This window comes from Microseira wollei NIES-4236 (assembly GCF_020521235.1).
In the GTDB taxonomy this organism is placed as follows: Bacteria; Cyanobacteriota; Cyanobacteriia; order Cyanobacteriales; family Aerosakkonemataceae; genus Microseira; species Microseira wollei.
The window spans coordinates 1-23,903 of sequence record NZ_BLAY01000158.1 but is presented as its reverse complement, the minus strand read 5'-3'; the positions used below and the strand labels follow the sequence as shown (position 1 = coordinate 23,903).

General features: G+C 44.4%; 12 protein-coding genes and 2 pseudogenes. 12 read left to right on the top strand and 2 right to left on the bottom strand.

All coding sequences use genetic code 11. The features are described from left to right. The 3 genes and pseudogenes from MiSe_RS36575 to MiSe_RS36555 all read left to right on the top strand — a co-directional run. Positions 1–2,701 (top strand): non-ribosomal peptide synthetase (locus tag MiSe_RS36575; RefSeq protein ID WP_226589638.1); only part of this gene is annotated, 2,701 nt, incomplete at its 5' end. Continuing rightward, a pseudogene (locus tag MiSe_RS54155) lies at positions 2,698–7,404 on the top strand (amino acid adenylation domain-containing protein). The gene MiSe_RS36575 and the pseudogene MiSe_RS54155, both read left to right, overlap by 4 nt. Positions 7,405–7,416: 12 nt before the next feature. Further along, a complete protein-coding gene (locus MiSe_RS36555) occupies positions 7,417–8,850 on the top strand; it encodes a condensation domain-containing protein (RefSeq protein ID WP_226589636.1) in 1,434 nt (477 codons plus the stop codon). 16 nt (positions 8,851–8,866) lie between these two features. Here the strand turns inward: MiSe_RS36555 and MiSe_RS36550 are convergent, their stop codons facing one another. Next, positions 8,867–9,094, bottom strand: coding sequence for a hypothetical protein (locus tag MiSe_RS36550; RefSeq protein WP_226589633.1), 228 nt, complete (start codon positions 9,092–9,094; stop codon positions 8,867–8,869). 56 nt (positions 9,095–9,150) lie between these two features. Between MiSe_RS36550 and MiSe_RS36545 the strand changes: the two genes are divergently transcribed. The 8 genes and pseudogenes from MiSe_RS36545 (at position 9,151) to MiSe_RS36510 (ending at position 22,552) form a co-directional block, all read left to right on the top strand. Continuing rightward, positions 9,151–10,845, top strand: coding sequence for a condensation domain-containing protein (locus MiSe_RS36545; protein WP_226589630.1), 1,695 nt, complete (start codon positions 9,151–9,153; stop codon positions 10,843–10,845). A 77-nt stretch (positions 10,846–10,922) separates the two neighbouring features. Continuing rightward, positions 10,923–12,002, top strand: a complete 1,080-nt coding sequence (locus tag MiSe_RS36540; RefSeq protein WP_226589627.1) for a TauD/TfdA family dioxygenase — start codon at positions 10,923–10,925, stop codon at positions 12,000–12,002. 199 nt (positions 12,003–12,201) lie between these two features. Further along, a pseudogene (locus MiSe_RS36535) lies at positions 12,202–13,485 on the top strand (condensation domain-containing protein); the annotation flags it as partial. Positions 13,486–13,512: 27 nt separating this feature from the next. Then, complete coding sequence (locus MiSe_RS36530; RefSeq protein ID WP_226589641.1) at positions 13,513–17,913, top strand: non-ribosomal peptide synthetase; 4,401 nt, start codon at positions 13,513–13,515, stop codon at positions 17,911–17,913. Between the two features lie 155 nt (positions 17,914–18,068). Further along, entirely contained in the window at positions 18,069–19,547 is a 1,479-nt protein-coding gene (locus MiSe_RS36525) for an aspartate aminotransferase family protein (RefSeq protein ID WP_226589625.1), read from the top strand. A gap of 234 nt (positions 19,548–19,781) precedes the next feature. After that, a complete protein-coding gene (locus MiSe_RS36520) occupies positions 19,782–20,528 on the top strand; it encodes a class I SAM-dependent DNA methyltransferase (protein ID WP_226589623.1) in 747 nt (248 codons plus the stop codon). Positions 20,529–20,641: 113 nt separating this feature from the next. After that, positions 20,642–21,985 carry an MFS transporter gene (locus MiSe_RS36515; protein ID WP_226589620.1) on the top strand — a complete coding sequence of 448 codons (1,344 nt, stop codon included), beginning with the start codon at positions 20,642–20,644 and terminating at the stop codon, positions 21,983–21,985. Between the two features lie 426 nt (positions 21,986–22,411). Beyond that, positions 22,412–22,552, top strand: a complete 141-nt coding sequence (locus tag MiSe_RS36510) for a hypothetical protein (protein ID WP_226589618.1) — start codon at positions 22,412–22,414, stop codon at positions 22,550–22,552. Positions 22,553–22,575: 23 nt separating this feature from the next. Here the strand turns inward: MiSe_RS36510 and MiSe_RS53145 are convergent, their stop codons facing one another. Next, positions 22,576–22,935, bottom strand: a complete 360-nt coding sequence (locus MiSe_RS53145; protein ID WP_373872957.1) for an RRXRR domain-containing protein — start codon at positions 22,933–22,935, stop codon at positions 22,576–22,578. A 227-nt stretch (positions 22,936–23,162) separates the two neighbouring features. On the opposite strand from MiSe_RS53145, the gene MiSe_RS36500 reads away from it, so the two are divergent. Beyond that, positions 23,163–23,774 carry an RNA-guided endonuclease InsQ/TnpB family protein gene (locus MiSe_RS36500; RefSeq protein WP_307731609.1) on the top strand — a complete coding sequence of 204 codons (612 nt, stop codon included), beginning with the start codon at positions 23,163–23,165 and terminating at the stop codon, positions 23,772–23,774. Positions 23,775–23,903: the final 129 nt, after the last annotated feature.

The window sequence follows — 23,903 nt, the reverse complement described above, 5'->3', positions numbered from 1 at the left end:
TAGAATGGTCCAAAAAACAAACTCTTTGACAGGCGAGACGCCTATCCCACAAGAGTTGTTGGAGAAGTCTAATAGAATGGTCCAAAAAACAAACTCTTTGACAGGCGAGACGCCTATCCCACAAGAGATATGGTCGAATTCTAATGTAGACGAAGCAAAGGGTAACGGTAAGCAGCAAATCCAGCTATCGGAAGCAACAACATCAGCACTTTATTCCTTGGCTCGAAAGCATCAACTAACGCTGAATACCCTAATTCAAGGGACGTGGGCGCTGCTTTTAAGTCGTTATAGTGGGGAATCAGATGTTGTTTTTGGAGCCACTGTTTCTGGTCGTCCGGCGGAACTGGCAGAAACCGAATCTATGGTAGGATTGTTTATCAACACTCTACCCGTGCGCGTACAAGTCGATCGCGATGAATTTTTAATACCTTGGCTGCGCGAAATTCAGGCTCAACAATCTGAGGCACGACAATATGAATATAGTCCTTTAGTGGAAGTTCAGGGGTGGAGTGACGTACCGCGAGGCGTGCCTTTGTTCGAGACTCTCGTCATTTTTGAGAACTATCCGGTAGATTCTTCTTTACCCCAATACAGAGAAATTCTGGGAGTGCAGGAGATTGCAGTTGTTGAACAAACAAATTATCCTTTGACGCTGATAGTCGAAGTAGGTTCGCAAGTGTCGCTACAAATTTTATGCGATCGCACCCGCTTTGATAGCGCTACGATTACCAGAATGCTGGGTCATTTCCAGACTTTGCTAGAAGGCATGATGACCGATCCCGATCGGCGTCTGTCGCAATTGCCCCTATTAACAGAATCTGAGCGACAACAGGTATTAGTTGATTGGAATAAGACCAAAATAGATTACCCGCATTTATGCATGCATCAGCTATTTGAGGCGCAGGTGGAACGCACTCCCGATTCTGTGGCGGTGGTGTTTGAAGACCAACAACTCACTTATAGCCAACTTAATGAAAAAGCTAATCTTTTAGCACATCATCTGCTTAAATTACGAGTCAAGCCTAATAGTTTGGTCTGCATTTGTGTAGAGCGATCGCTTGACATGGTAGTAGGATTGTTAGGCATTCTCAAAGCAGGTTTCGCCTATGTTCCCCTAGATCCAGCCTACCCAAGATCGCGCAACGCTTTCATGCTAGAAGATGCCCAAATATCCGTTCTAGTAACGCAATCGCAATTAATCCCAGCATTACCTTCACATCATGCGATCGCTGTCTGTTTGGATACCGACTCCGAACAAATTAACCAGAACGACGCCCACAATCCCAACATTACCGTTTCCCCAGACAACTTAGCATATATAATTTATACCTCTGGTTCGACGGGAACACCCAAGGGCGTGCAAATACCCCAGAGCGCATTAGTTAACTTTTTAACTGCGATGCGCCAATCGCCAGGATTGAGCGAAAAAGATATTTTGCTTGGCGTAACTACTTTATCCTTTGATATTGCCGCGTTGGAAATATTCCTACCGTTGATAGTAGGAGCGCGTTTAGCGATCGCCAGCCGCCAAGTTGCTACCGATGGTACTGAGTTATTAAAGCAACTGCAAGAATTGGGCGTGACAGTAATGCAAGCCACACCCGCTACATGGCGATTACTATTAGCAGCCGGATGGCAAAATAGTCCGGGGTTAAAAATACTTTGTGGTGGGGAAGCACTTGATACAAAACTCGCTAATGAATTGCTCTTGAGGGGCGAGCAAGTGTGGAATTTATACGGCCCAACAGAAACAACAATTTGGTCAGTTATCGATCGAGTTTCACCGTCGGATAGTGTAATTTCGATTGGTCGTCCAATAGCCAATACGCAAATTTATATCCTCGACCCAGATTTAAAACCAGTGCCAGTGGGAGTAATAGGAGAACTTTACATTGGTGGTGCAGGCGTAGCAAAAGGATATCTCAATCGGCCTGATTTAACGGCTGAGCGTTTTATTTCCCATCCGTTTGAAGTCGGTGATAGTCGAGTATACAAAACTGGAGATTTGGCGCGTTATCTTCCTGATGGCAGAATCGAGTATTTGGGGCGGAGAGATTTTCAGGTAAAATTGCGGGGAAGGAGGATTGAATTATTAGAAATTGAGGCGAAAATTAATACTCATCCAGGGGTGGGTGAGAGCGTGGTTGTACTGAGAGAGGATGAGCCGGGTAATAAGCGTTTAGTGGCGTATATTGTCTCTAAATCGGTGAATTTAAAAGCGGGGGAATTGCGCCGTTACTTAGAAGAATTGCTGCCCGATTATATGGTGCCAAATGCGTTTGTGATGCTGGAAGCTTTACCTTTAACGCCTAATGGTAAAGTGGATAGGCGAAGTCTTCCGGCACCTGAGACAAGTAGACCTGAGTTAGAAAAACTATTTGCCCCTCCCCGCACAGCAGTGGAAGAAGAAATAGCCAAAATCTGGGCTGAAGTTCTTAATATCGAGCAAGTAGGCATCCACGACAACTTTTTTGATTTGGGAGGACATTCGCTACTAGCCACCCAAGCGATTTCTCGGCTACGCGCTGCATTCAATGTTGAGTTACCCTTACCCGAACTGTTTGAATCTCCTACTGTAGCCGAGTTAGCTGTAGCGATCGCAAAAAACCTGATCGATCAAGCTGATGATGAAATGCTGACTCAGATGTTAGCAGAACTAGAGCAGGTATCCGAACAAGAAATTCACCAAGTAAATCAATGAGCAACAATAACGAACGCATCGCCGCACTTTCTCCCGAAAAACGCCAGATGCTTGTACAACAGCTTTATCAGAAAACGCGCAGCGTACCAAATGGCACCTCGCCAATTACACCCCAAAATCGAGACGTTAACTGTTTTCCCTTATCTTTTGCACAAGCTAGGTTGTGGTTTCTCGACCAGTTAGAACCGGGCAAACCTTTCTATAACATTTCCAGTGCTTTGCTACTAAAAGGCAGTCTCAATCTGGCGGCACTTGAACAAAGCCTCAACGAGGTTATTAGGCGGCATGAAATTTTAAGGACTAGCTTTCGGACAGTAGATGGACAACCCGTTCAGGTGATTGAGCCAAACTTAAAATTGACTTTGAACGTGCAAGATTTGCGACAACTTCCCCCAATTGAGCAGCAACAAACCCTACAGCAATTAATCGCCCAGTCAGCCAACCAACCGTTTGATTTAACCCAGTTGCCGTTGCTGCGGGTTAGCTTACTGCATGTGGGCGAATCAGAATACGTAATGCTGCTCGTAATGCACCATATCATTTCGGATGGTTGGTCAATGGGGGTATTGATCCGCGAGATGGTAGCGCTTTATAAAGCTTATGGCGCTGGAAAATCTTCACCGCTTGCCGAATTGACGATTCAGTATGTAGACTTTGCTGTTTGGCAGCGATCGCAAAAGGAAGCGATCGCTTCTCAAATCGCTTATTGGAAACAACAATTAAGCGGCAATTTACCCGTTCTCCAACTTCCCACAGACCGACCTCGACCCCCTGTTCAAAGCTTTCAAGGAGCGCGGCAATCTTTATTATTACCCAAAGCTTTAACCGCAGCGCTGAAAAAACTCAGCCAGCAGGAAAACGCTACCTTGTTCGTAACCCTACTAGCAGCGTTTCAAACATTGTTATACAGATATACTAATCAAGAAGATATCTGCGTCGGTTCGCCAATTGCTAACCGCAACCGAGTTGAAATTGAGGGATCGATCGGGGTATTTGTAAACACTTTGGTGTTGCGTACCGCTCTTGCGGGTAATCCCAGTTTTCGGGAACTGATCGGTCGAGTGCGGGAAGTTGCATTAGCAGCTTATAGTCATCAAGATTTACCCTTTGAGAAGCTAGTAGAGGAATTACAGCCGGAACGTGATTTGAGTCGAAATCCACTGTTTCAGGTGATGTTCGCGCTTCAGAATGCCCCCATGCCAGAGATTAAGTTAGAAGGACTGACTATCGATAGTTTAAACGTTGAAAGTAACAGGTCGCAGTTCGATTTAAGCTTAACAATCGTGGAGAATTCACAGGGAGCCGCTCGCAGAGCTAGAATACAGCACCGATTTGTTTGAAGCCGCCACGATTGCCCGAATGCTAAAACATTTTGAAACCTTGCTGGAAGGTATTGTTGCTAATCCGGATCGGTGTTTATCAGATTTACCAATTTTAACTTTGTCAGAACGACAGCAATTGCTGATAGATTGGAATGACACTTTTGCAGATTATCCCAAAGACTGCTTCATCAGTTATTTGAAGCCCAGGTAGAGCAAACACCCGACGCTGTTGCTGCAATCTTTGATGCCCAAATATTGACTTATCGCCAGTTAAATGTTAAAGCAAATCAATTGGCGCACTATCTTCGTTCGTTGGGATTGAAACCAGAACAACTGGTGGGGATATGTGTAGAGCGATCGCTAGAAATGATGGTAGGAATTCTTGGCATCCTAAAAGCTGGTGGGGCTTACTTACCCTTAGATTCTTCCTACCCTTCAGAAAGGTTAGCCTTTATCTTAGAGGATGCTCGGATAGGTATACTGCTGACTCAACAGCACTTAATAGAAAAACTGCCTCAATCGGGAGTGACAATCGCGTGTTTGGATACAGATTGGTCAGAAATTTTTCAGCACAGCGGGGAGAATCTTCATACCAATGTAACTGCGGAAAACCTAGCTTATGTTATCTATACTTCTGGCTCTACAGGGACGCCCAAAGGCGTTGAAATCACCCACCAAGGCTTAACAAACCATACTATTGCTGTTGCCAAAGCGTATCAACTTCAAATTAGCGATCGCATTCTCCAATTCGGTTCTATTAGCTTCGATGTTTCGGCGGAAGAAATTTTCCCCTCCTGGTTAAGCGGCGCGACGGTTGTTATCCGACCAGAAGCAATTCTAGATTTTACCAACTTAGGGCAATTTTTGGCGCCAGAAAAAGTTACCGTTGTCAATTTACCAACTACCTATTGGCACGAGTGGGTATCTTATCTTGTCGATTCAAAAACCGAATTACCTCTCACACTTCGTTTAGCAATTGTAGGAACCGAAGCGGTACAATTAGAACAACTGGTGATTTGGGAAAAACTGGTAGGAAATCGCGTTCGCTGGATTAATGCTTACGGCCCAACCGAAGCAACAATCGGTGTCACGCTTTATGAATTAACTACCTCGGATCGACAACTTTCCTGCGTGCCTATTGGTCGTCCTATTGCTAACACGCAAATTTATATCCTAGACTCTCATTTGCAACCAGTTCCCATCGGCGTGAATGGTGAAATTTATATCGGCGGCGATAGTTTAGCTAGAGGCTATCTCAATCGTCCGGATCTGACAGCTGAAAAGTTTATATTAAACCCCTTTGAGAGATCAAATTCCCAATCCCTAAAACCAAGTCGCTTGTACAAAACCGGGGATTTGGCTCGCTATCTTCCCGATGGGAATATCCAGTTTATCGGACGCATCGACTCGCAAGTAAAAATTCGTGGCTTTCGCATTGAATTAGGAGAGATTGAAACAATTTTAAAACAACCTCCTGGGGTTCGAGATGCGGTTGTTTTAGCCCAAGAAGAAAGCGAAAAACCGAACCATAAACGTTTGGTAGGTTATATTCCAAAGAAACAGCACCCACAACGGTTGAACTGCGAGATTTCTTAACAAAAAAACTGCCTAATTACATGATGCCGTCGGCTTTTGTAATGCTGGAGAGCTTACCGCTGTTACCCAACGGTAAGGTGGATAGGATCGCTCTGTTGCATTTGAATTTGACGCCGCCTGAACCGGAAACAAAATTTGTCCAACCTACCACAACCATCGAGGGGGTGTTGGCGAAAATATGGGCTGAAGTTCTTCGCATTGAACAGGTAGGAATTCACGATAATTTCTTTGAATTGGGTGGAGATTCGATTCTCAGCATTCAAGCGATCGCTAGAGCCAATAAAGCTGGTTTGCGGCTAACTCCCAAGCAACTATTCGAGCATCAAACTATTGCTGAATTGGCAGCCGTAGCAAGCACAATGCAGATTACAGAAGCACAACAAGGTCTGGTGACGGGAGAGGTACATCTAACGCCGATTCAGCACTGGTTTTTCCAGCAAAATCTGCCACAACCGCATCATTTTAACCAAGCTGTGCTGTTGCAAGTCGAGCAAAATTGCGACTTGGTTTTGTTACAGCAAGCAATACAGCAGTTGGTATTACACCACGATGCGCTTCGCCTGCGCTTTGTGCAAGCAAACTGAGTTTGGTTGGAAGCAGGAGATCGCCAGTCCTGATGCAGAAGTGCCATTGACGCGGTTGGATTTTTCCGCACTACCAGAGGTAGAACAAATAGCAGCCTTAGAAGCAGCTATTAATCAATTGCAGTCGAGTCTTAACTTGTCAGTTGGACCATTAATGCGAGTTGCTTATTTCGACTTTGGTGTTGACAAACCGGGTCGCCTGCTGTTCGTCATTCACCACTTAGCAATTGATGGGGTTTCTTGGCGAATTTTATTAGAGGATTTGAGTCGGGGTGAGGCGATCGATTTACCACCCAAAACAACTTCCTTCCAGCAGTGGTCTAATTGTCTTCAAGAGTATGCACGCTCAGCCAGTTTACAACAAGAGCAAAACTATTGGCTAGCCGAGTCTCGCAGTTTAGTTTCTCGTTTACCTGTGGACTATCCAGAAGGCGATAATACCGTTGCTTCTGCGGATCGAGTAGCGATCGCACTCAACGCAGAACAAACCCAAGCCTTACTACAAGAAGTTCCCAAAGCTTATAACACCCAGATTAATGATGTGTTACTTGCAGCGCTGGTTATGGCTTTTGCTAAATGGACGGGCGATCGCTCTCTATTAGTAGACCTGGAAAGTCACGGACGAGAACAAATTTTTGACAATCTAGACTTATCGCGCACCGTAGGTTGGTTTACAAGTGTGTTTCCCATAATTTTAAAACAAGATTCCACTCCGGGGGAAACTTTGAAAGCAGTTAAAGAACAACTGCGCGGGGTTCCAAATAGGGGAATTGGTTATGGAATTTTGCGCTATCTCGGCGATGATAAAATTGCTGAATCAATGAAAAATTTGCCCCAAGCTGAAGTTATTTTCAACTATTTAGGTCAGTTTGACCAGACACTTTCTGAGTCTTCTTTATTTAGCTTTGCGAGGGAATCTACTGGTAATAGCCGCAGTTTGGAAGGTACGCGGATTCATTTATTTGAGATTGACGGATTGGTGAATGGGGGACAGCTATCGCTGTCGTGGACTTACAGCAAAAATATTTACCAAAAAGCCACAGTTGAGTATTTAGCTCAAAACTATTTGGAAGTGTTGCAAGAATTGATTGCTTACTGTCAATCACCCGATGCGGGTGGTTACACTCCTTCAGACTTTCCCGATGTGGATCTTAATCAAGAAGAGCTTGAAAATGTGCTTGCAGAAATAGGCGCTAGTTAACGGGAGTATCTGATGAACAACAAAAACATTGAAGCTATTTATCCGCTTTCTGCGCCGCAACAAGGGATGCTGTTCGAGACTTTATACGGTTTAGAGTCAGGAATGCACGTCGAGCAGTTTACCTGCACTTTACGCGGAAATCTTAATATTTTGGCGTTTAAGCAGGGCTGGGAACGGATTGTGGAAAGGCATTCTATTTTGAGAACAGGTTTTGTTTGGAAAGAGCAACAGCAGCCGCTGCAAGTGGTGCTGCGGCGAGTGGAAGTGCCTTTTGAGCAGCAAGATTGGCGCGGATATCAATTGCTTGAACAACAGGAGCAATTAGCAGCTTATTTGAGGAGCGATCGCACTCGCAATTTTAATCTATCCCAGCCACCCCTGATGCGTCTGGCACTTTTTCATCTAGCTTTAGATACCTATCAATTTGTTTGGACTCATCATCATATCCTAATGGACGGTTGGTGCGGCGCTTTAGTAATTAAAGAGTTCCTTTCTTTTTACCAAGCTTTTAGTAAAAATCGCGTTCTACAGCTAGAGCCTGTTTGTTCCTATAGTAAGTACATCCCATGGCTGAAAAAACAGGATTTATCTCAAATAGAAACATTTTGGCAAACAAGGCTACAGGGTTTCGTCAAACCAACCCCCCTGGGTAAAATAAATCAGCAGGCTGAGCTTCCTACTCCTCGTTCGGAGGCTCTGCCTCCTACTCCTCATTCCCAGGCTCAGCCTGGGAATCCTCATTCCCAGGCTCAGCCTGGGAATGAGAAAGAGCGCTATGGCGAAGAAAGTAGGTTTTTACCAGCACAAGTTACAGCAGATTTAAAGTTTTTAGCCAAAGCTAACCGCCTAACTTTGAACACCATCATTCAAGGAATCTGGGCGCTGCTTCTGAGCCGCTATAGCGGTGAAAAAGATGTAGTTTTTGGGATTACTGTTTCCGGGCGTCCGCCAGATTTACCCGGTATTGAATCGATGGTAGGGCTATTTATTAATACCTTACCTCTAAGAATTAAAATCGATAGTCAAACAAAGCTGGTGTTCTGGTTGCAAGATATTCAAACTGATAACTTTGCGCTTCGGCAATACGAACACAGCCACGGAGGGCAAATTCACGAATGGAGCGGAGTGCCTGGTTTTTTACCACTTTTTGAAAGCATTTTAGTGTTCGAGAATTATCCGGTCGATTTAGCAATACTCCAAGCGGAAGATTTCAGCATCAATATCAGTAATTCTCGCTCTATTGGCGCACAAACTAAATATGCCCTTACCCTACTGGTAACTGCTGACTCAACGCTGCAATTGAAATTTGTCTACGACCGCCGCCGCTTTGAGAGTGCTGACATCAAGCTGATTTTGGAGCATTTTTTAGTTTGCCTCGTTCCCAGGCTGAGCCTGGGAATTCCTCGTTCCCAGGCTGAGCCTGGGAATTCCTCGTTCCCAGGCTGAGCCTGGGAACGAGATCCTAGAATTCCTCGTTCCCAGGCTGAGCCTGGGAACGAGATCCTAGAGGCTCTGCCTCGCTTCCTAGAGGCTCTGCCTCGCTTCCTAGAGGCTCTGCCTCGCTTCCTAGAGGCTCTGCCTCGCTTCCTAGAGGCTCTGCCTCGCTTCCTAGAGGCTCTGCCTCGCTTAAGCAAGTGCCATTTAGAACTAGGAAAGCTTTTAGATAAAATACCGGCAGACCAAATCCCAAAAGTCAGACCGCTGAAGATAAGCGAGCGCTCTACTTCCAAACAAGTTTATCCAACTTTGCGTACACCAGTTGAAGAAGTAGTGGCAGGAATTTGGACTCAAATACTTGGTCTAAATCAAGTTGGTATCGACGACAACTTCTTCGAGTTGGGGGGACACTCGCTGCTAGCAACTCAAGTCATTTCCCGCTTACGGGAAGCCTTTAAAGTAGAAATCCCGCTCTCTTATTTATTTGAGTCGCCAACAATTGCCAAACTAGCCTCTAAAATTGAAGCGAAAATGAAGGCTGGATTGGGATTAATAGCTCCACCCATAGTGCCTGTAGCGCGGGATGAAAACCTGCCTCTCTCCTTTGCCCAACAGCGGCTTTGGTTTCTCGATCGCTTAAATCCGGGCGACCTTACCTACAATATTCCCAGTGCAGTTAGGTTAACCGGGTCGCTCAATTTGACCGCACTCGAACGCAGCCTCAACGAAGTTGTTAGGCGTCACGAAGCCTTACGAACGCACTTTGTTGAAGTAGACGGACAGCCGATGCAAAAAATTGCTCCCCCTGCAACTTTCACCCTCCCCGTCATTGACCTGCGCGAGTTGCCGTCTGTGCAACGAGAACAAAAAGCACAAAACCTGGCTGTTAAGGAAGCTGAACAACCCTTCGACCTAGCACGAGGGCCATTGTTACGAGTCATTCTGCTGCAACTTGACGAGACAGAATACGTACTGCTGTTGACGATGCACCATATCGTCTCCGACCTCTGGTCAGCGGGAATACTCATCCGCGAACTGGCAGCGCTTTATCAAGCTTTTTGCAAAGGTTTGCCTTCACCGCTGTCGGAACTGCCCATCCAGTACGCAGACTTTGCGGTTTGGCAGCGGCAATGGATGCAAGGTGAGGTACTTGCAACTGAGCAAACTTATTGGAAGCAACAGCTAAGCGGCGCTTTGACCGTACTCAAGTTACCCGCCGACAAACCTCGACCTTGGCAGGCAACTTCTGAGGGGAAAATGCTGCCGTTGGTGTTGCCCAAAGAATTGAGCGAGGCGCTGAAGTCATTAAGCCAGCGCCAGGGCGTTACCCTTTTCATGAGTTTGCTAGCGGCTTTTAATGCGCTGCTTTACTGCTATACCCAGCAGGATGACATTCTTGTGGGTTCGCCGATTGCCAACCGAAATCGACGTGAAATTGAAGGACTAATTGGATTTTTTATCAATACTTTAGTTCTGCGAACTGACCTTTCCGGCAACCCCAGTTTTCGAGAGTTACTCAGTCGGGTGCGTCAAGTGACGTTAGGAGCTTATGCACACCAAGATTTACCTTTCGAGAAGTTGGTAGGAGAATTGCAAATAGAGCGAGACTTAGACAGTAACCCGCTGTTTCAAGTGTGGTTCACTTTGCAAAATAGTTCGACGGTGGATGTTTCTCTACCCGATTTAACTCTTAACTTGTTCGAGGTTAAAAAAACGACTGTTCCGTTTGATTTGGCGCTGCTGCTTTCCGAAAAGCCCGAAGGCATCAGCGGTTGCTTTGAGTACAAAACAGATTTGTTTGCAGCCTCGACGATTTTATCTATGGCAGAACGGTTTGAAATGCTTTTGCAATCGGTTGTTGCAGAACCCGATATTACCCTCAACCAGATTGTAGAAAATTTCCACGAATCAAACAGGCAACAACAGTTGATTAAAGAGCAAGAGTATCAAAATACCGTGCGCCATAAATTAACTAACCTGAAACGCAAATCTCAAAAGCTATGAACAATATCACCCAAAAACAAAGCCTTGGAGACTTGGGAAAAATTAAGCGGAAAACAGTTAAAGTTTCCCAATAAAAATTGATTGATGTTCAGCCTTTACTTCCAGGAAAAAATATCCCTGTCGTCATTAAACCTGTTGTAGAGGGGTTAAATCTTTTAAAGTGGGCGCCGAACAATACAGAGACGATTGAGACACTTTTGTTACAACACAGATCCTTACTTCTCCGCGATTTCCACATGAATGCGACAGATCTGTTCAACGAGTTTATCAAAGTCACTTCTACAGGGGAGTTGCTGGAATACCGCGATCGCTCATCGCCGCGCCACGAAATTAGCAACAAAATTTATACCTCTACGGATTACCCTGCCGTACAAAGAATCTTTTTACACAATGAGGGCACATACTGGCTAACTTGGCCTTTAAAAATCTATTTTGGCTGTCTAACAGCAGCGTCGCAAGGAGGGGAAACGCCAATCGCTGACTGTCGAAATATTTTTCAACGCATTGACCCCAAAATTAGAGAGCGTTTCATCGAAAAAAAAGTTCTGTACGTGCGAAACTACAACGAGGGATTTGGACTAACCTGGCAAACAGTATTTCAAACAGAAGATAAAAATGTGGTAGAAGAATATTGTCGCCGCAATCGCATTGATTTTGAGTGGAAAGACAGCGATCGCTTGAAAACTCGTCAAATTCGCCAAGCTGTTGCCAAACACCCTAAAACCGGGGAAATGATTTGGTTCAATCACGCTACTTTTTTTCATATTTCAACGCTAGAAGAACCCATGAAATCGGCATTGTTAGCAGAATTCAAAGAAGAAGATCTGCCCAACAACACTTATTATGGTGATGGCTCTCCGATTGAATCCTCAGTTTTAGACGAACTTCGCGCAGCTTATCAACAAGAAAAAATAACTTTCCCTTGGCAATTGGGAGATGTATTGCTGCTCGATAACATGTCAATTGCTCACGGACGCGAGTCATTTGTAGGAACGCGAAAAGTTGTAGTAGGAATGGCAGAACCTTTTGGGAAGCCGAACGACTCGCATTCGCGGCTATACAAACAAAGACCGCCTGCGCGGTCTATAAGAATAAGAGGGGTTGTTCATCCGGATTTTGTATCTAGTAGTTATCTAGAAGGTGCGGCTAATGGCTAATCGCTAATGGTTACCGCCTTCCCGCTATAAGATTATCTACTTCTTCCTTCTTCTTCTTCCTTCTTCTTCCTTCTTCTTGCTTCTTCTTCCTTCGCGTCCTTTGCGTCTTCGCGGTTCAATAGAAGTAATTCTTCGGGTAGGAAAGGAGTAACGATTACCAATTACCAACTTGTAAACCAAAAAAACATAGGACAAAAACATGCAGAAAGCTACTATTGAAGGGATTCGACTTGCTCCGCAACAAAAAGATCTGTGGCTGTTGCAGCGAGATGAAAAAAAGCAGCCTTATCGCGTACAGTGCGCTATCGAGATCGAAGGAAATCTCAATAAAGCTATTCTCAAAACAGCCTTAGAGAATGTCGTTAATCGGCAAGAAATTCTTCGCACTACCTTTCAGTGTCTACCTGGGATGGACATTCCAGTTCAGGTAATAACTAATGGCCAGCTAGCGTGGCTTTCCGAACATAATTTTAGCGATGTTAATCCAAAGCTACAAAAAGCTAAAATTGAGGAAATTTTTGCTCAAGTTAGCCAGATGCCTTTCAACTTTGAGGAGGGGCCACTTTTCCAGGTATTGTTGATAACTTTATCACCTGAGAAGTTTGTGCTAATTATTGGCTTGCCTGCGATGCTTGCAGATAGGGCAGCGCTGAAAAATATTATGGGCGAAATTAGCCGTTGCTACGCAGCTAGCTGGCGCGGTGAAGAACTAGATGACGAACTGCTGCAATATGCAGATATCGCCCAATGGCAGAATGAATTATTAGAAGGAGAACAGACAGAAATTGGCAGAGAATACTGGCGCCAACTGGATATTGATAGGATTTTGAACTTAAATCTTCCTTTAGAAAATCGGCCTGAATTCAAGCCATAATTTCAACCTCAATCTTTGAAATTGACGATTAAAAGCGATTCGTTAGCTACAAATCATACATTTTTGCTAACTTGCTGGCACGTTTTACTGTGGCGTATTACAGAACAGTCTGAGATAGCGATCGCTACAGCATGCGATGGTCGTAAATATGAGGAGTTAGATCCAGCAATAGGGCTATTTGCCAAATATCTCCCGCTGAAAATCAATTTGGAAAATCGGTGTAAATTCAGCGAAATCTTAGAGCAGGTTAATGAATCTCTCGGCGAGGTATACAAATGGCAAGAAAGTTTTAGCTGGGAGAAGATTGTTGTAGCTAATACTGAGGAAAAATCAGCTAATTTTTTCCCTTTCTGCTTTGATTTTGAGACAGATATTGCCAAAGAAACAGCGGGTGACGTATCTTTCTCAATTTTTAAGCATTACGCCTGCATTACTCGGTTCAAAGTGAAACTATCTTGTATTCAAAAACAGGATGGTTTGGATTTAGAGTTCCACTACGATGCTAATTTATTTGAAGCCGAGTATATCAAGGGTTTAGCGAGACAATTTGAAACATTGTTTTACAGCGCCCTCGCCCACCCGGAAGCATCAATTGACGAGTTAGAAATACTCGATTGCCAAGAATTAAATCGAGTAATGATTGAGTTTAATAGTACCAAAATCGATTATCCGAAATATCAGTGCATTCACCACATATTTGAGGAACAAGTTAAGCAAAACCCAGACAAAATTGCCGTTGTTTTTGCAGGTCAGCAGTTGACCTATACTGAACTAAACGATCGCGCCAATCAACTGGCGAACTACCTACAAAAGTTGGGAGTAAAACCAGAAGTATTCGTGGGGCTGTGCGTAGAGCGATCGCTCGAAATGGTCATCGGTATATTGGGCATTTTGAAAGCAGGTGGAGCCTATGTACCCCTTGACCCCCTTTATCCAAAAGAGCGATTATCCTTCATGTTAGAGGATACCCAAACACCCATATTATTAACCCAGCAGCGATTGGTAGAAAGTTTACCCGAATCTAACGCAAATATCATCTGCTTAGACACAGAATGGGAAACGATTGATCGGCAAAGTAGAGAAAATCCTGCCAATGCTAACGCTTCTGAAAATTTAGCCTACCTAATTTATACCTCTGGCTCTACTGGTAAACCAAAGGGAGTGCTAGTAACCCATCAAAACTTGGTTCATTCAACTTACGCTCGGATTAATTACTATCAAGAACCTGTTACTAGCTTCTTATTGCTCTCGTCCTTTGCTTTCGATAGTTCAGTAGCGGGTATCTTTTGGACGCTATGCTCTGGGGGAATTCTTTTTCTGCTTCAAGATGGTCTACAGAAAGACATACCACAACTTATAGAATTGCTCGAACGCAATCCTATTTCCCATTTATTAAGCCTTCCCTCCCTGTATGCTCTTCTATTAGAACAAGCCGCACCAGAACAGCTAAATTCACTTCGTACTGTCATCGTAGCCGGTGAACCTTGTAAGAGAGAATTAGTTGCACGTCACTTTAAAATGCTGACAAAAACATCTCTTTTTAACGAATATGGGCCGACAGAAGCAACAGTTTGGATCAGCGTTTACAATTGCCAATCTCTGGAAGCGGGAAGAGCGCAATTACCTATAGGTCGTCCTATTTCTAACACCCAAATTTATATACTCGACTCTGATTTACGTCCAGTTCCCATAGGCGTGTCTGGCGAGTTATATATTAGCGGCGACGGCTTAGCACGAGGATATCTCAATCGCCCCGAGCTAACTGCCGAAAAATTCATACCCAATCCTTTTCATCCTTCAGAGCGCCTGTACAAAACCGGAGATTTAGGCCGCTATTTGCTCGACGGAAACATTGAGTTTTTAGGCCGAATTGACCACCAAGTAAAAATTCGCGGTTTCCGGATCGAATTGGGCGAAATTGAAGCCGTACTGAGTCAACATCCAGCCATTCGGGAAGTCGTTATCTTAGCCAGATCGGATGAATCAGGCAACAAGCGCTTGGTAGCCTACATCGTACATAAAGAGCAAATTATTAATCCAAAATCTAGCGAGTTGCGAGAATTCCTCCAGGAAAAATTGCCAGAGTATATGGTGCCTTCAGTTTTTATTCGGCTGAAAGCCCTACCGCTAATGCCCAACGGCAAGGTAGACATCAAAAAACTTCCAGCACCAGAGACAGTCAGAGCTGAATTATCAGAAACTTTTGTGGATCCAAACACCCCAATAGAGAAAGTATTGGCGGAAATTTGGGCTGAAGTCTTGCAAATTGATCGCGTAGGTATCCACGATAACTTCTTTGAGTTAGGTGGGGATTCTATTCTGAGCATTCAGATTGTAGCCAAAGCTAACAAAGCTGGTTTGCAGATCGCTCCCAAGCAAATTTTTGCTCATCAAACGATTGCGGAATTGGCAGCCGAGGCTAGCACTATTCGCATTATTCAAGGCGAACAAGGGTTAGTGACAGGAACGCTACCTTTGACTCCGATTCAACACTGGTTCTTTGAGTTGAATCAACCCGATACCCACCACTGGAATCAAGCTTTATTATTGGAATTGCGGCAAGTATGCGCTCCTAAGTTGTTGGAGAAAGTGGTGCAGCATTTAATCGAACATCACGATGCTCTCCGCCTGCGTTTTATTCAAAATAAATCAAACTGGGAGCAAATAAGCGTTAGCCCCAACGAAGTTGTACCATTTACTTGGTTCGATTTTTCAGCGCTACCAGAAATTGAACAAAAAGCAGCAATTGAAGCAGCCGCAAGTCAACTACAAGTTAGTTTAAACTTATCAGAAGGGCCGTTGGTGCGGGTTGCTTTATTTGATTTAGGATCGCAAAAAACAAGCCGCCTGCTGATTGTTATTCACCACCTTGTTGTTGATGGTGTTTCTTGGCGAATTTTGTTGGAAGATTTTCAGACAATTTACGAACAACTTTGTCGTGGTGAGGCGATACAGCTACCGCCAAAAACAACTTCGTTCAAACAATGGGCGTTGCGCTTGCAGGAGTACGCACAGTCAGCCGAATTGCAACAAGAGCGGAATTATTGGTTAGAACAAGAGCGATCGCAAGTTTCTCGGCTACCCGTAGACTATTGTGGGGGAGAAAATGCGATCGCAACGGCAAACACCATATCCGTCTCGTTGAATCAGAAACAAACCCAAGTCCTCCTACAACAAGTTCCTAAGACTTTTAACACCCAGATCAACGATGTCTTACTGGCAGCCTTAGTACAAGCTTTTGCCGAGTGGACAAAACAACCGTTGTTGCTAGTAGATTTAGAAGGACACGGACGGGAAGAAATCTTCGATGATGTAGATTTATCGCGTACTGTAGGCTGGTTCACCACCATTTTTCCAGTGCTATTAAAAATCGAAAAAACAACCGATACAAGCGCTGTTTTAAACGCAGTAAAACAGCAATTGCGTAACATCCCCAATCGAGGTATTGGCTATGGTGTGCTGCGCTATTTGAGCCAATATCTGCAAACTTTACCTCAAGCCGAGGTGTTATTTAACTACCTGGGACAATCTGACCAAATATTTCACCAGGCGTCGCTATTTGCACCAGCCCAAGAATCTAGCGGACTCACCCACAGTCTGCGAGAAACCCGCCGCTATCTGCTAGATATTAACGCAATTGTAGTTAGTGGTCAGTTAGAAATCAGTTGGACGTACAGCAAGGCTATTCATCGTCAAGCCACAATTGAGAAACTGGCTGAGAGTTTTATCAATCAACTGGAAATGCTCATCTCTTGCTCTCAATCTTTCTCAAGGGGAGATAATACTAACGGTACAGAACTTATCGCCACTCTGAACGCTGACTCTATTCTCGACCCCACAATTCGTCCTCCCAACATACCTATCGAGCCTAAAACCGAACCAAATGATATCTTTTTAACAGGAGCAACAGGCTTTGTGGGAGCCTTTTTACTCCACGAACTTTTGCAACAAACTACTGCTGATATTTATTGTTTGGTACGTGCTTCTAATATAGAAGCTGCAAAGAAGCGGTTGCAAAGTCATCTTGAATCTTATTTACTCTGGAATGAATCTTTCAGTCACCGAATTATCCCAGTTGTAGGAGATTTATCTCAGCCGCTGTTGGGTCTTTCCAATGACCAGTTTGAAGTATTGGCAAATCAAATCGATGTTATCTATCACAATGCTGCATTCATAAATCTTGTCTATCCCTACTCTGTAGTCAAAGCTGCCAACGTTTTAGGAACGCAGGAAATTTTAAGATTGGCAAGTCTTGTCAAAGTGAAACCCGTGCATTTTATGTCTACCCTGAGCGTTTTTGAATCAGTTGACCGTTCCCTGGTCGAGAAAATTCCGGAAGTGAATAATCTGGATAATATTCCCGTACCTGAGATTGGCTACGTTCAAAGTAAATGGGTAGCGGAAAAGTTAGTAACAACCGCACGGGAACGAGGAATTCCAATTGCTATTTACAGGATCGGACGTATGTCAGGGAATAGCAAAACAGGCATTTCTAATACAGATGACTTCATTCACCGAGTGCTAAAAGGTTGTATCGAACTTGGAAGTACGCCAGACTCCGACACGATGGTAGACATGACTCCTGTAGACTTCGTGAGTCAAGCGCTCGCTCATCTATCGATGCAAAAAGAATCTCTAGGAAAAGCTTTTCACCTATTCAATCCTAACCCTATCCCTTGGCGCGAACTTGTCAGTTGGATGCGCTATTTTGGCTACAATATTCAGCATATGGCCTATAATAATTGGAAATCAATGCTGATGGATAAATGGCAAACAGAAACGCTTGATGAAACTGAGTTTAACGCTAAAAGTGCCTTACATTCACTTGTGCTTCTTTTGGTAAAAAATACCAACGATTCAAATTCCAACTTGCCAGAGCCTCAGATCGACTGCCAAAATACCCTTAATGGACTTGCAAATACCTCGATTGTTTGTCCAGCCATAAATGATAAGCTGCTTCGTACTTACTTCTCATACCTGATTCAAAGTGGTTTTCTAGATTCACCCCAGCCTAGCGATCCGCCTGGATCTACCTAAAAAATAGATATGGTGGATGGTGCCGTACTCTGCCGCTAACGCACCCTACAAATAGAGGCTTTGCTGAAAGCCCCCCAAGGCATTGGGGGTTGGGGGGATCGATCCGTAAGTCCTGATTTGACTGAATTCGCCCAAAAAAAGGAAACATAAACTTTATGAAACAAACAGAAACTAGCTTACAAAAAGCTCAAACACAATCGAAGGAAAGTGAAAATTCCTGTCAGCAGTATCTGGAAGCTTTCATTGCAGGCTACAACAACAGAACCAAAATCTCAAAACAAATCGCGCAAACTTATCGCCCAGTGCTAGCCGATCCAAGAGTTTCAGAAGGATTCAATCTTCCTTTTAAGGAAATGTGCTATCCCATCGTTGGCAAGCGTTCTCAGGGGTCTAGGATATGGGACATAGATGGTAACGAATATATAGACCTGATGATGGGGTTTGGAGTAAATCTTTTTGGTCACAATCCGCCTTTTATTAAAGCAGCGTTAGCAGAGCAACTTGAGCAAGGCATACAGCTAGGTCCGCAATCTGAATTTGCTGGTGAGGTTGCTGAGTTAATTTGCCAACTGACGGGAATGGAACGAGTAGCTTTTTCTAATACAGGCACAGAAGCAGTGATGACTGCAATCCGTTTAGCACGAACTGCAACAGGTCGCAACAAAATTGCCTTATTTTCAGGTTCTTATCACGGGCATTTTGATGGAACTTTAGTTAAAGCACAAACAGGAGATGGAAATCCTCGTGGTGTAGCGATCGCTCCTGGAATACCGCCAAATATTGTTGAAGATGTTTTAGTTTTAGATTACGGGAATCCTCAATCGCTAGAAGTAATAGAAGCTCATCGGCAAGAATTAGCGGCTATTTTGGTTGTACCCGTGCAAACAATGCGACCCGACTTACAGCCTAAAATGTTTCTTCAGCAACTCAGGCAATTGACAAAAGAGTCAGGAATTACATTGATTTTTGATGAAATGGTGATCGGCTTCCGCATACATCCAGGTGGGGCGCAAGCATGGTTTGACGTTGAGGCAGATATAGCAACTTATGGAAAGATTGTTGGTGGTGGAATGCCGATTGGAGTCATCGCTGGTAAGGCTCTCTATATGGATGCGATCGACGGCGGTATGTGGAATTATGGAGATTTATCCTATCCTGAAGCGAAAACAACATTTTTTGCCGGAACTTTCTGCAAGCATCCGTTAGCGATCGCTGCTTCACGCGCAGTAGTTAAACATTTAAAAACTCAAGGTCCCGCCCTTCAGCAACAGTTGAATCAACGCACATCACAATTTGTCGCAGCATTGAATGCTTACTTTGAAGAAGATGAAGTACCAATTCGGATGGCAAATTTTGGTTCCTTATTCGGTCCCGCTACATTAGGGCATTCCGGTTTAGCGGGGAATTCTGCTGTCTCCCAGAGTATAAACTTACTACGATATCACTTGATGTACAGAGGAGTTCTCCTACTTGGTGGAGGTGGTTACTTATCCACAGCTCATACAAATGAAGATATCGATTGCATCATTCAAGCTGTGAAAGATAGCGTAGCAGAACTACGATCCGCAGGTTTTTTGCCCCCCCTTTCTTCTAATTCGTCAAATGCAAGCTCCAAGATAAATCATAGTAAATAGCCTGAATTTTCTCAACTTGGTATGCCTCAGATATTACTCCTCACTTTCGTGTCTATCAAGCAAAACTTACGCAACCAGGGTCAAAAACCCGGTTGAGGCTGAACCTTGAGCCTCTAAACCCAAGATTTTTCGGATCGCCCTTTGTTTTTTTGCGTAAGTCCTATCAAGGTAAATCTGCGGTTTGTTTCACCGAATTAATTGCCAAACAGTTAGTCCAGCCAGGAGAAATATTTCATGTCTTCAACACCTCGCTATTCCAATTACGATTCTATTGCTTGGGTATACAAAGAATACTTTGGTCATCAACAGCTTGAGAAAGCACTATCACCTTTAGAAAAATTGCTGCTATCACATCTTCCTGAAAAAGCGCGCATTCTCGACCTCTGTTGTGGTTCAGGAGAACTGGCACAACATCTGCTAACAAAAGGTTACCAAGTGACTGGATTAGATGGCTCGGAAACTATGTTGAGTTATGCTCGTGAGAATGCACCAGGCAGTGAATTTATTTTGAGTGATGCACGCTGCTTTGAGTTGCCACCTACCTTTAATGCAGTTGTTTCGATATCTGGTTCTCTTGCCCATCTCATAAAAATTGAAGAATTAACCTGTGCTTTCCGTAATGTGTATGCGGCGCTGCTAGAAAACGGCCTGTTCGTGTTCAACATGTATTCTGAAGAAGAGTATCAGTCAGATTGGAACGGTAGCCTTTCTGGCGATGTCAAACAGGAATATGCCTGGGCTGTTCAAACGAACTATCACCCCGAAGAGAAAATAGGCAGACTTAATTTCACGGTATTCCAATTAGTAGAAGGAAACTGGCAGCGTTCAGACATTTCTGTAGAAGAAAGATGTTATGCGATCGCCGAAGTTCAGTCGGCTTTAGAAACAGTAGGGTTCACAGAAGTTAGTATCTATGATGCCGAACGCGATTTGGCAGTAGAGCAAAGTGCTGGTCATCTCTACTTTGTTTGTCGTAAGTGACTAAATGTAGGGTGCGTTATCAGCGGTGTACGGCACCGCCACCACTGCGCTTAAGGGGAGGCAAAGTTTTTCGCGTTGACAGCCTAATACCGAGCGAGTAAGTTCCAAAGATAATGACCAAATTGACCAGCCTGCACAATTTCTTGATTATTTGGAGCGGACAGGTAGCTTCGATTTTAGGATCGGAGATGACGAATTTTGCCACAACCATTTGGGCTTGGCAATTCACAGGTCACGCAACGCCTTTAGCTTTAATCGTTTTTTTTGTCCAGACACCCAGAGTCATTGCTGCTGCCTTTGCGGGGCCGTTAGTCGATCGTTGGAATCGCAAGCAGCTGATGATGATCGGCGATACGGCAGCCGGTATTTCTACGATTGCCATCCTTTTACTGTTAGCAACCAACCAGTTAGAAATATGGCACTTATATGTGAGTGGAGCGATTAAAGGGCTGTTTGGTTACTTGCAAGAATTGGCTTACTCAGCCTCGATGTCTACGATCGTCCCCAAGCAACATTACGCGCGAGCCACCGCGATGGAATCCTACATTTCCTATTCTGGCTCTGCAATTGTTGCACCAGCATTAGCCGGGACGCTCTACTACATTATTGGCTTGCAAGGAATTTTAGTTATTGATATTTTCACCTTTGCGCTCGCTCTGGGTACAATCTCATTTGTGCATATTCCCCAACCAACAGCAAGCGAGATTAAAGACATCAACAGCGGGAATATTTGGCAAGAGCTAACTTTTGGTTTCCGCTACATAATCAAGCGTCCTAGCCTTCTGGCAATTCTTGTTTTCTTGCTGAGTTCTAACTTAGTCACCAACGCCGGTGGTGCGATCGCAGCGCCTATGATTTTAGCGAAGAGCGGCAATGATGCAGCAGCGTTTGCCAGCGTGCAATTTGCCATTGGTGTAGGTGGGTTAGTTGGTGCCGCCGTATTGAGCGTTTGGGGTGGCCCAAGTCGTCGCATCCACGGGCTATTGCTCGGCGGGGCATTAGGAGATATTAGCAGCGTGATGCTAGGTTTGGGGCGAATACCATCAATTTGGATGCTAGCTGGCTTTTTTGAAGCATTCTTTTCACCTTTTTTCGGTAGCTGTAATCAAGCCATCTGGTTATCGAAAGTAGAACCCCATGTCCAGGGGCGAGTTTTTGCCTGCCGCTACCTGATTGCCCAGATTACTTCACCACTCGGACTTGCGATCGCAGGGCCATTAGCCGATCGCGTTTTCCAGCCAGCAATGATGTCTGGCGGTAGTCTAGCTGGAATATTGGGGGGCGCGTTCGGTACTGGAGCCGGAGCCGGGATGGCACTTCAGTATACTTTATTCGCTGGCTGTGGCGCATTTATTTGCTTGGGTGCGTATACCTTCCGCTTACTGCGTGACGTGGAAGACCTCGTGCCAGACCACGAGCATTCGGACAGGTTAAGACAGTGGAACGAATATCAATGAGTGAAGTACTCCGGCTTGGTTCGCTGAAGCCTGCGCTTCAACAACTACTCACCATTGTTTCCTGTCTCATTCGTCGTTGCTCTGTTGGGTACTTGTATTGCTACAAGTCAGGAACTAAATCCTGTCCGAGTCTTACACAACGTCTCTGGCTCTTGCGAACCTTTATCACTTCAAAGAGTGAACCCAGGCAGCAACCCGCCTTCCGCAGGTCGAAAGATTTCTTTCTCGTACAACATGGCTTGGCTTGCCTTTTACCGCAGGACGTAACCTTACGAACCAGTGGTCATGTTCTTTCCCCGATCTCTGATGTTGCTGCGGTAAGAGTCGTAACTCTACTTCGGATTAAACCTGTCTGTTCCATACAGTCGGGCGGGTCAGCAACCATTCTTATAGTAGCATAGTTATGTACAAGATGTGGACATCGCTATGCCCAAAAAAGACATACACATCAAAGTGTCTGAAAAAAGACACGCAAAACTTAAGGCGTATGCAGCAGCTAAAGAAAAAACCATGACTCAGCTGATTGAGGACTGGATTGATCGTTTGCCCACAAAAGATATTGACTGACTCCGTACCTCCGGAGCGTCCGCTCACAATCCCCGTCTTATCCGTTGCGGGTACTCGCCGTAGGCTCGATACAACCCGCTTGGATTGAAGACGGGGACTAAAGCTCTCGCGTTAAAAGGCTTGTTAGTAGCGCCGCAATAAACGCAGGTATGGTTAAACTTTTCAAGCAAATATTGTCTAACTTCATAACCCCAAAGTTCACCACGCTGATACTCAACCCCATTAATTTCAGGATTCACCATTTTCTGAGTGTCAAACTTAACCAGTTCTTGACTGATAGCAAAGACTGGCGCGAGTTTACCTAAAGTAACACGGGAGCATGAAAGCCGCCGCGATTTATCCGGTGGATGAAATGCGACACGAGCGAATTTATTCGCTGTCAATATTAACATTAACTTTTGTATTTAGGAGGCATCTGTTACACTAAACAACTGGACAATCAAACTAGGTCGATAAAGAGAACGCCATGATTGCATACGAATTTAAAGCCAAAGGAAAAATTGAGCAGGATCGAAGAATAGATGAAGCAATTAAAAATTGCCAATTTATTCGCAACGCAATTAGATTCCGGATGTAAAATCGTGGCGTTAAATTATTTGAACTGAGCAAAATGAGTGCAGTTTTAGCCGAATTTGAATTTGCCGCCCGACTCAACTCCCAAGCAAGGCAAGCAGCAACCGAAAGAGCATCCTTCTCCATTCAACGGTTTTACGAAAAATGTAAATCTGGAAAACCAGGGAAAAAAGGGTATCCAAGGTTTCAAAAGAATAACCGTTCTGTTGAGTATAAAACCACGGGATGGAGACTTTCACAAGACAGAAGACGGATTGAATTTACCGATAAAAACGGGATCGGCTCTCTCAAACTCATTGGCGCTCGCGATCTGCACTACTATCAAATCGACCAAATTAAGCGGGTCAGGATAGTTCGAAGCAGCGACGGTTATTACATCCAGTTTGCCATCCAAGCTGAACGTAATATCGACATTAAGCCAATAGGTAAAACCATTGGTTTAGATGTTGGATTATCTGCCTTCTACACCGATTCCCAAGGGCAGAAGGTGGAGAATCCGCGTTACTTGCGTTCATCAGAGAAAGCCTTAAAGCGATTGCAGCGTCAAGTTTCTCGAAAGAAAAATGGTTCTCGCAATCGGAAGAAGGCGATTAATCGATTGGGACGCAAGCATTTAAAAGTTTCCCGCCAGCGTAAAGAGCAATGCTAGTGAAGACGGCATTGTGCGTAATTAAATCTCAGTGCGATTCGTTCAGTCGAAATCCTATTGGAGAGATGACTGGCTTCAGTAGAGTAACCCAACAGGGTAGAGTGAGCACTTCAATCCTCTACTGATGAC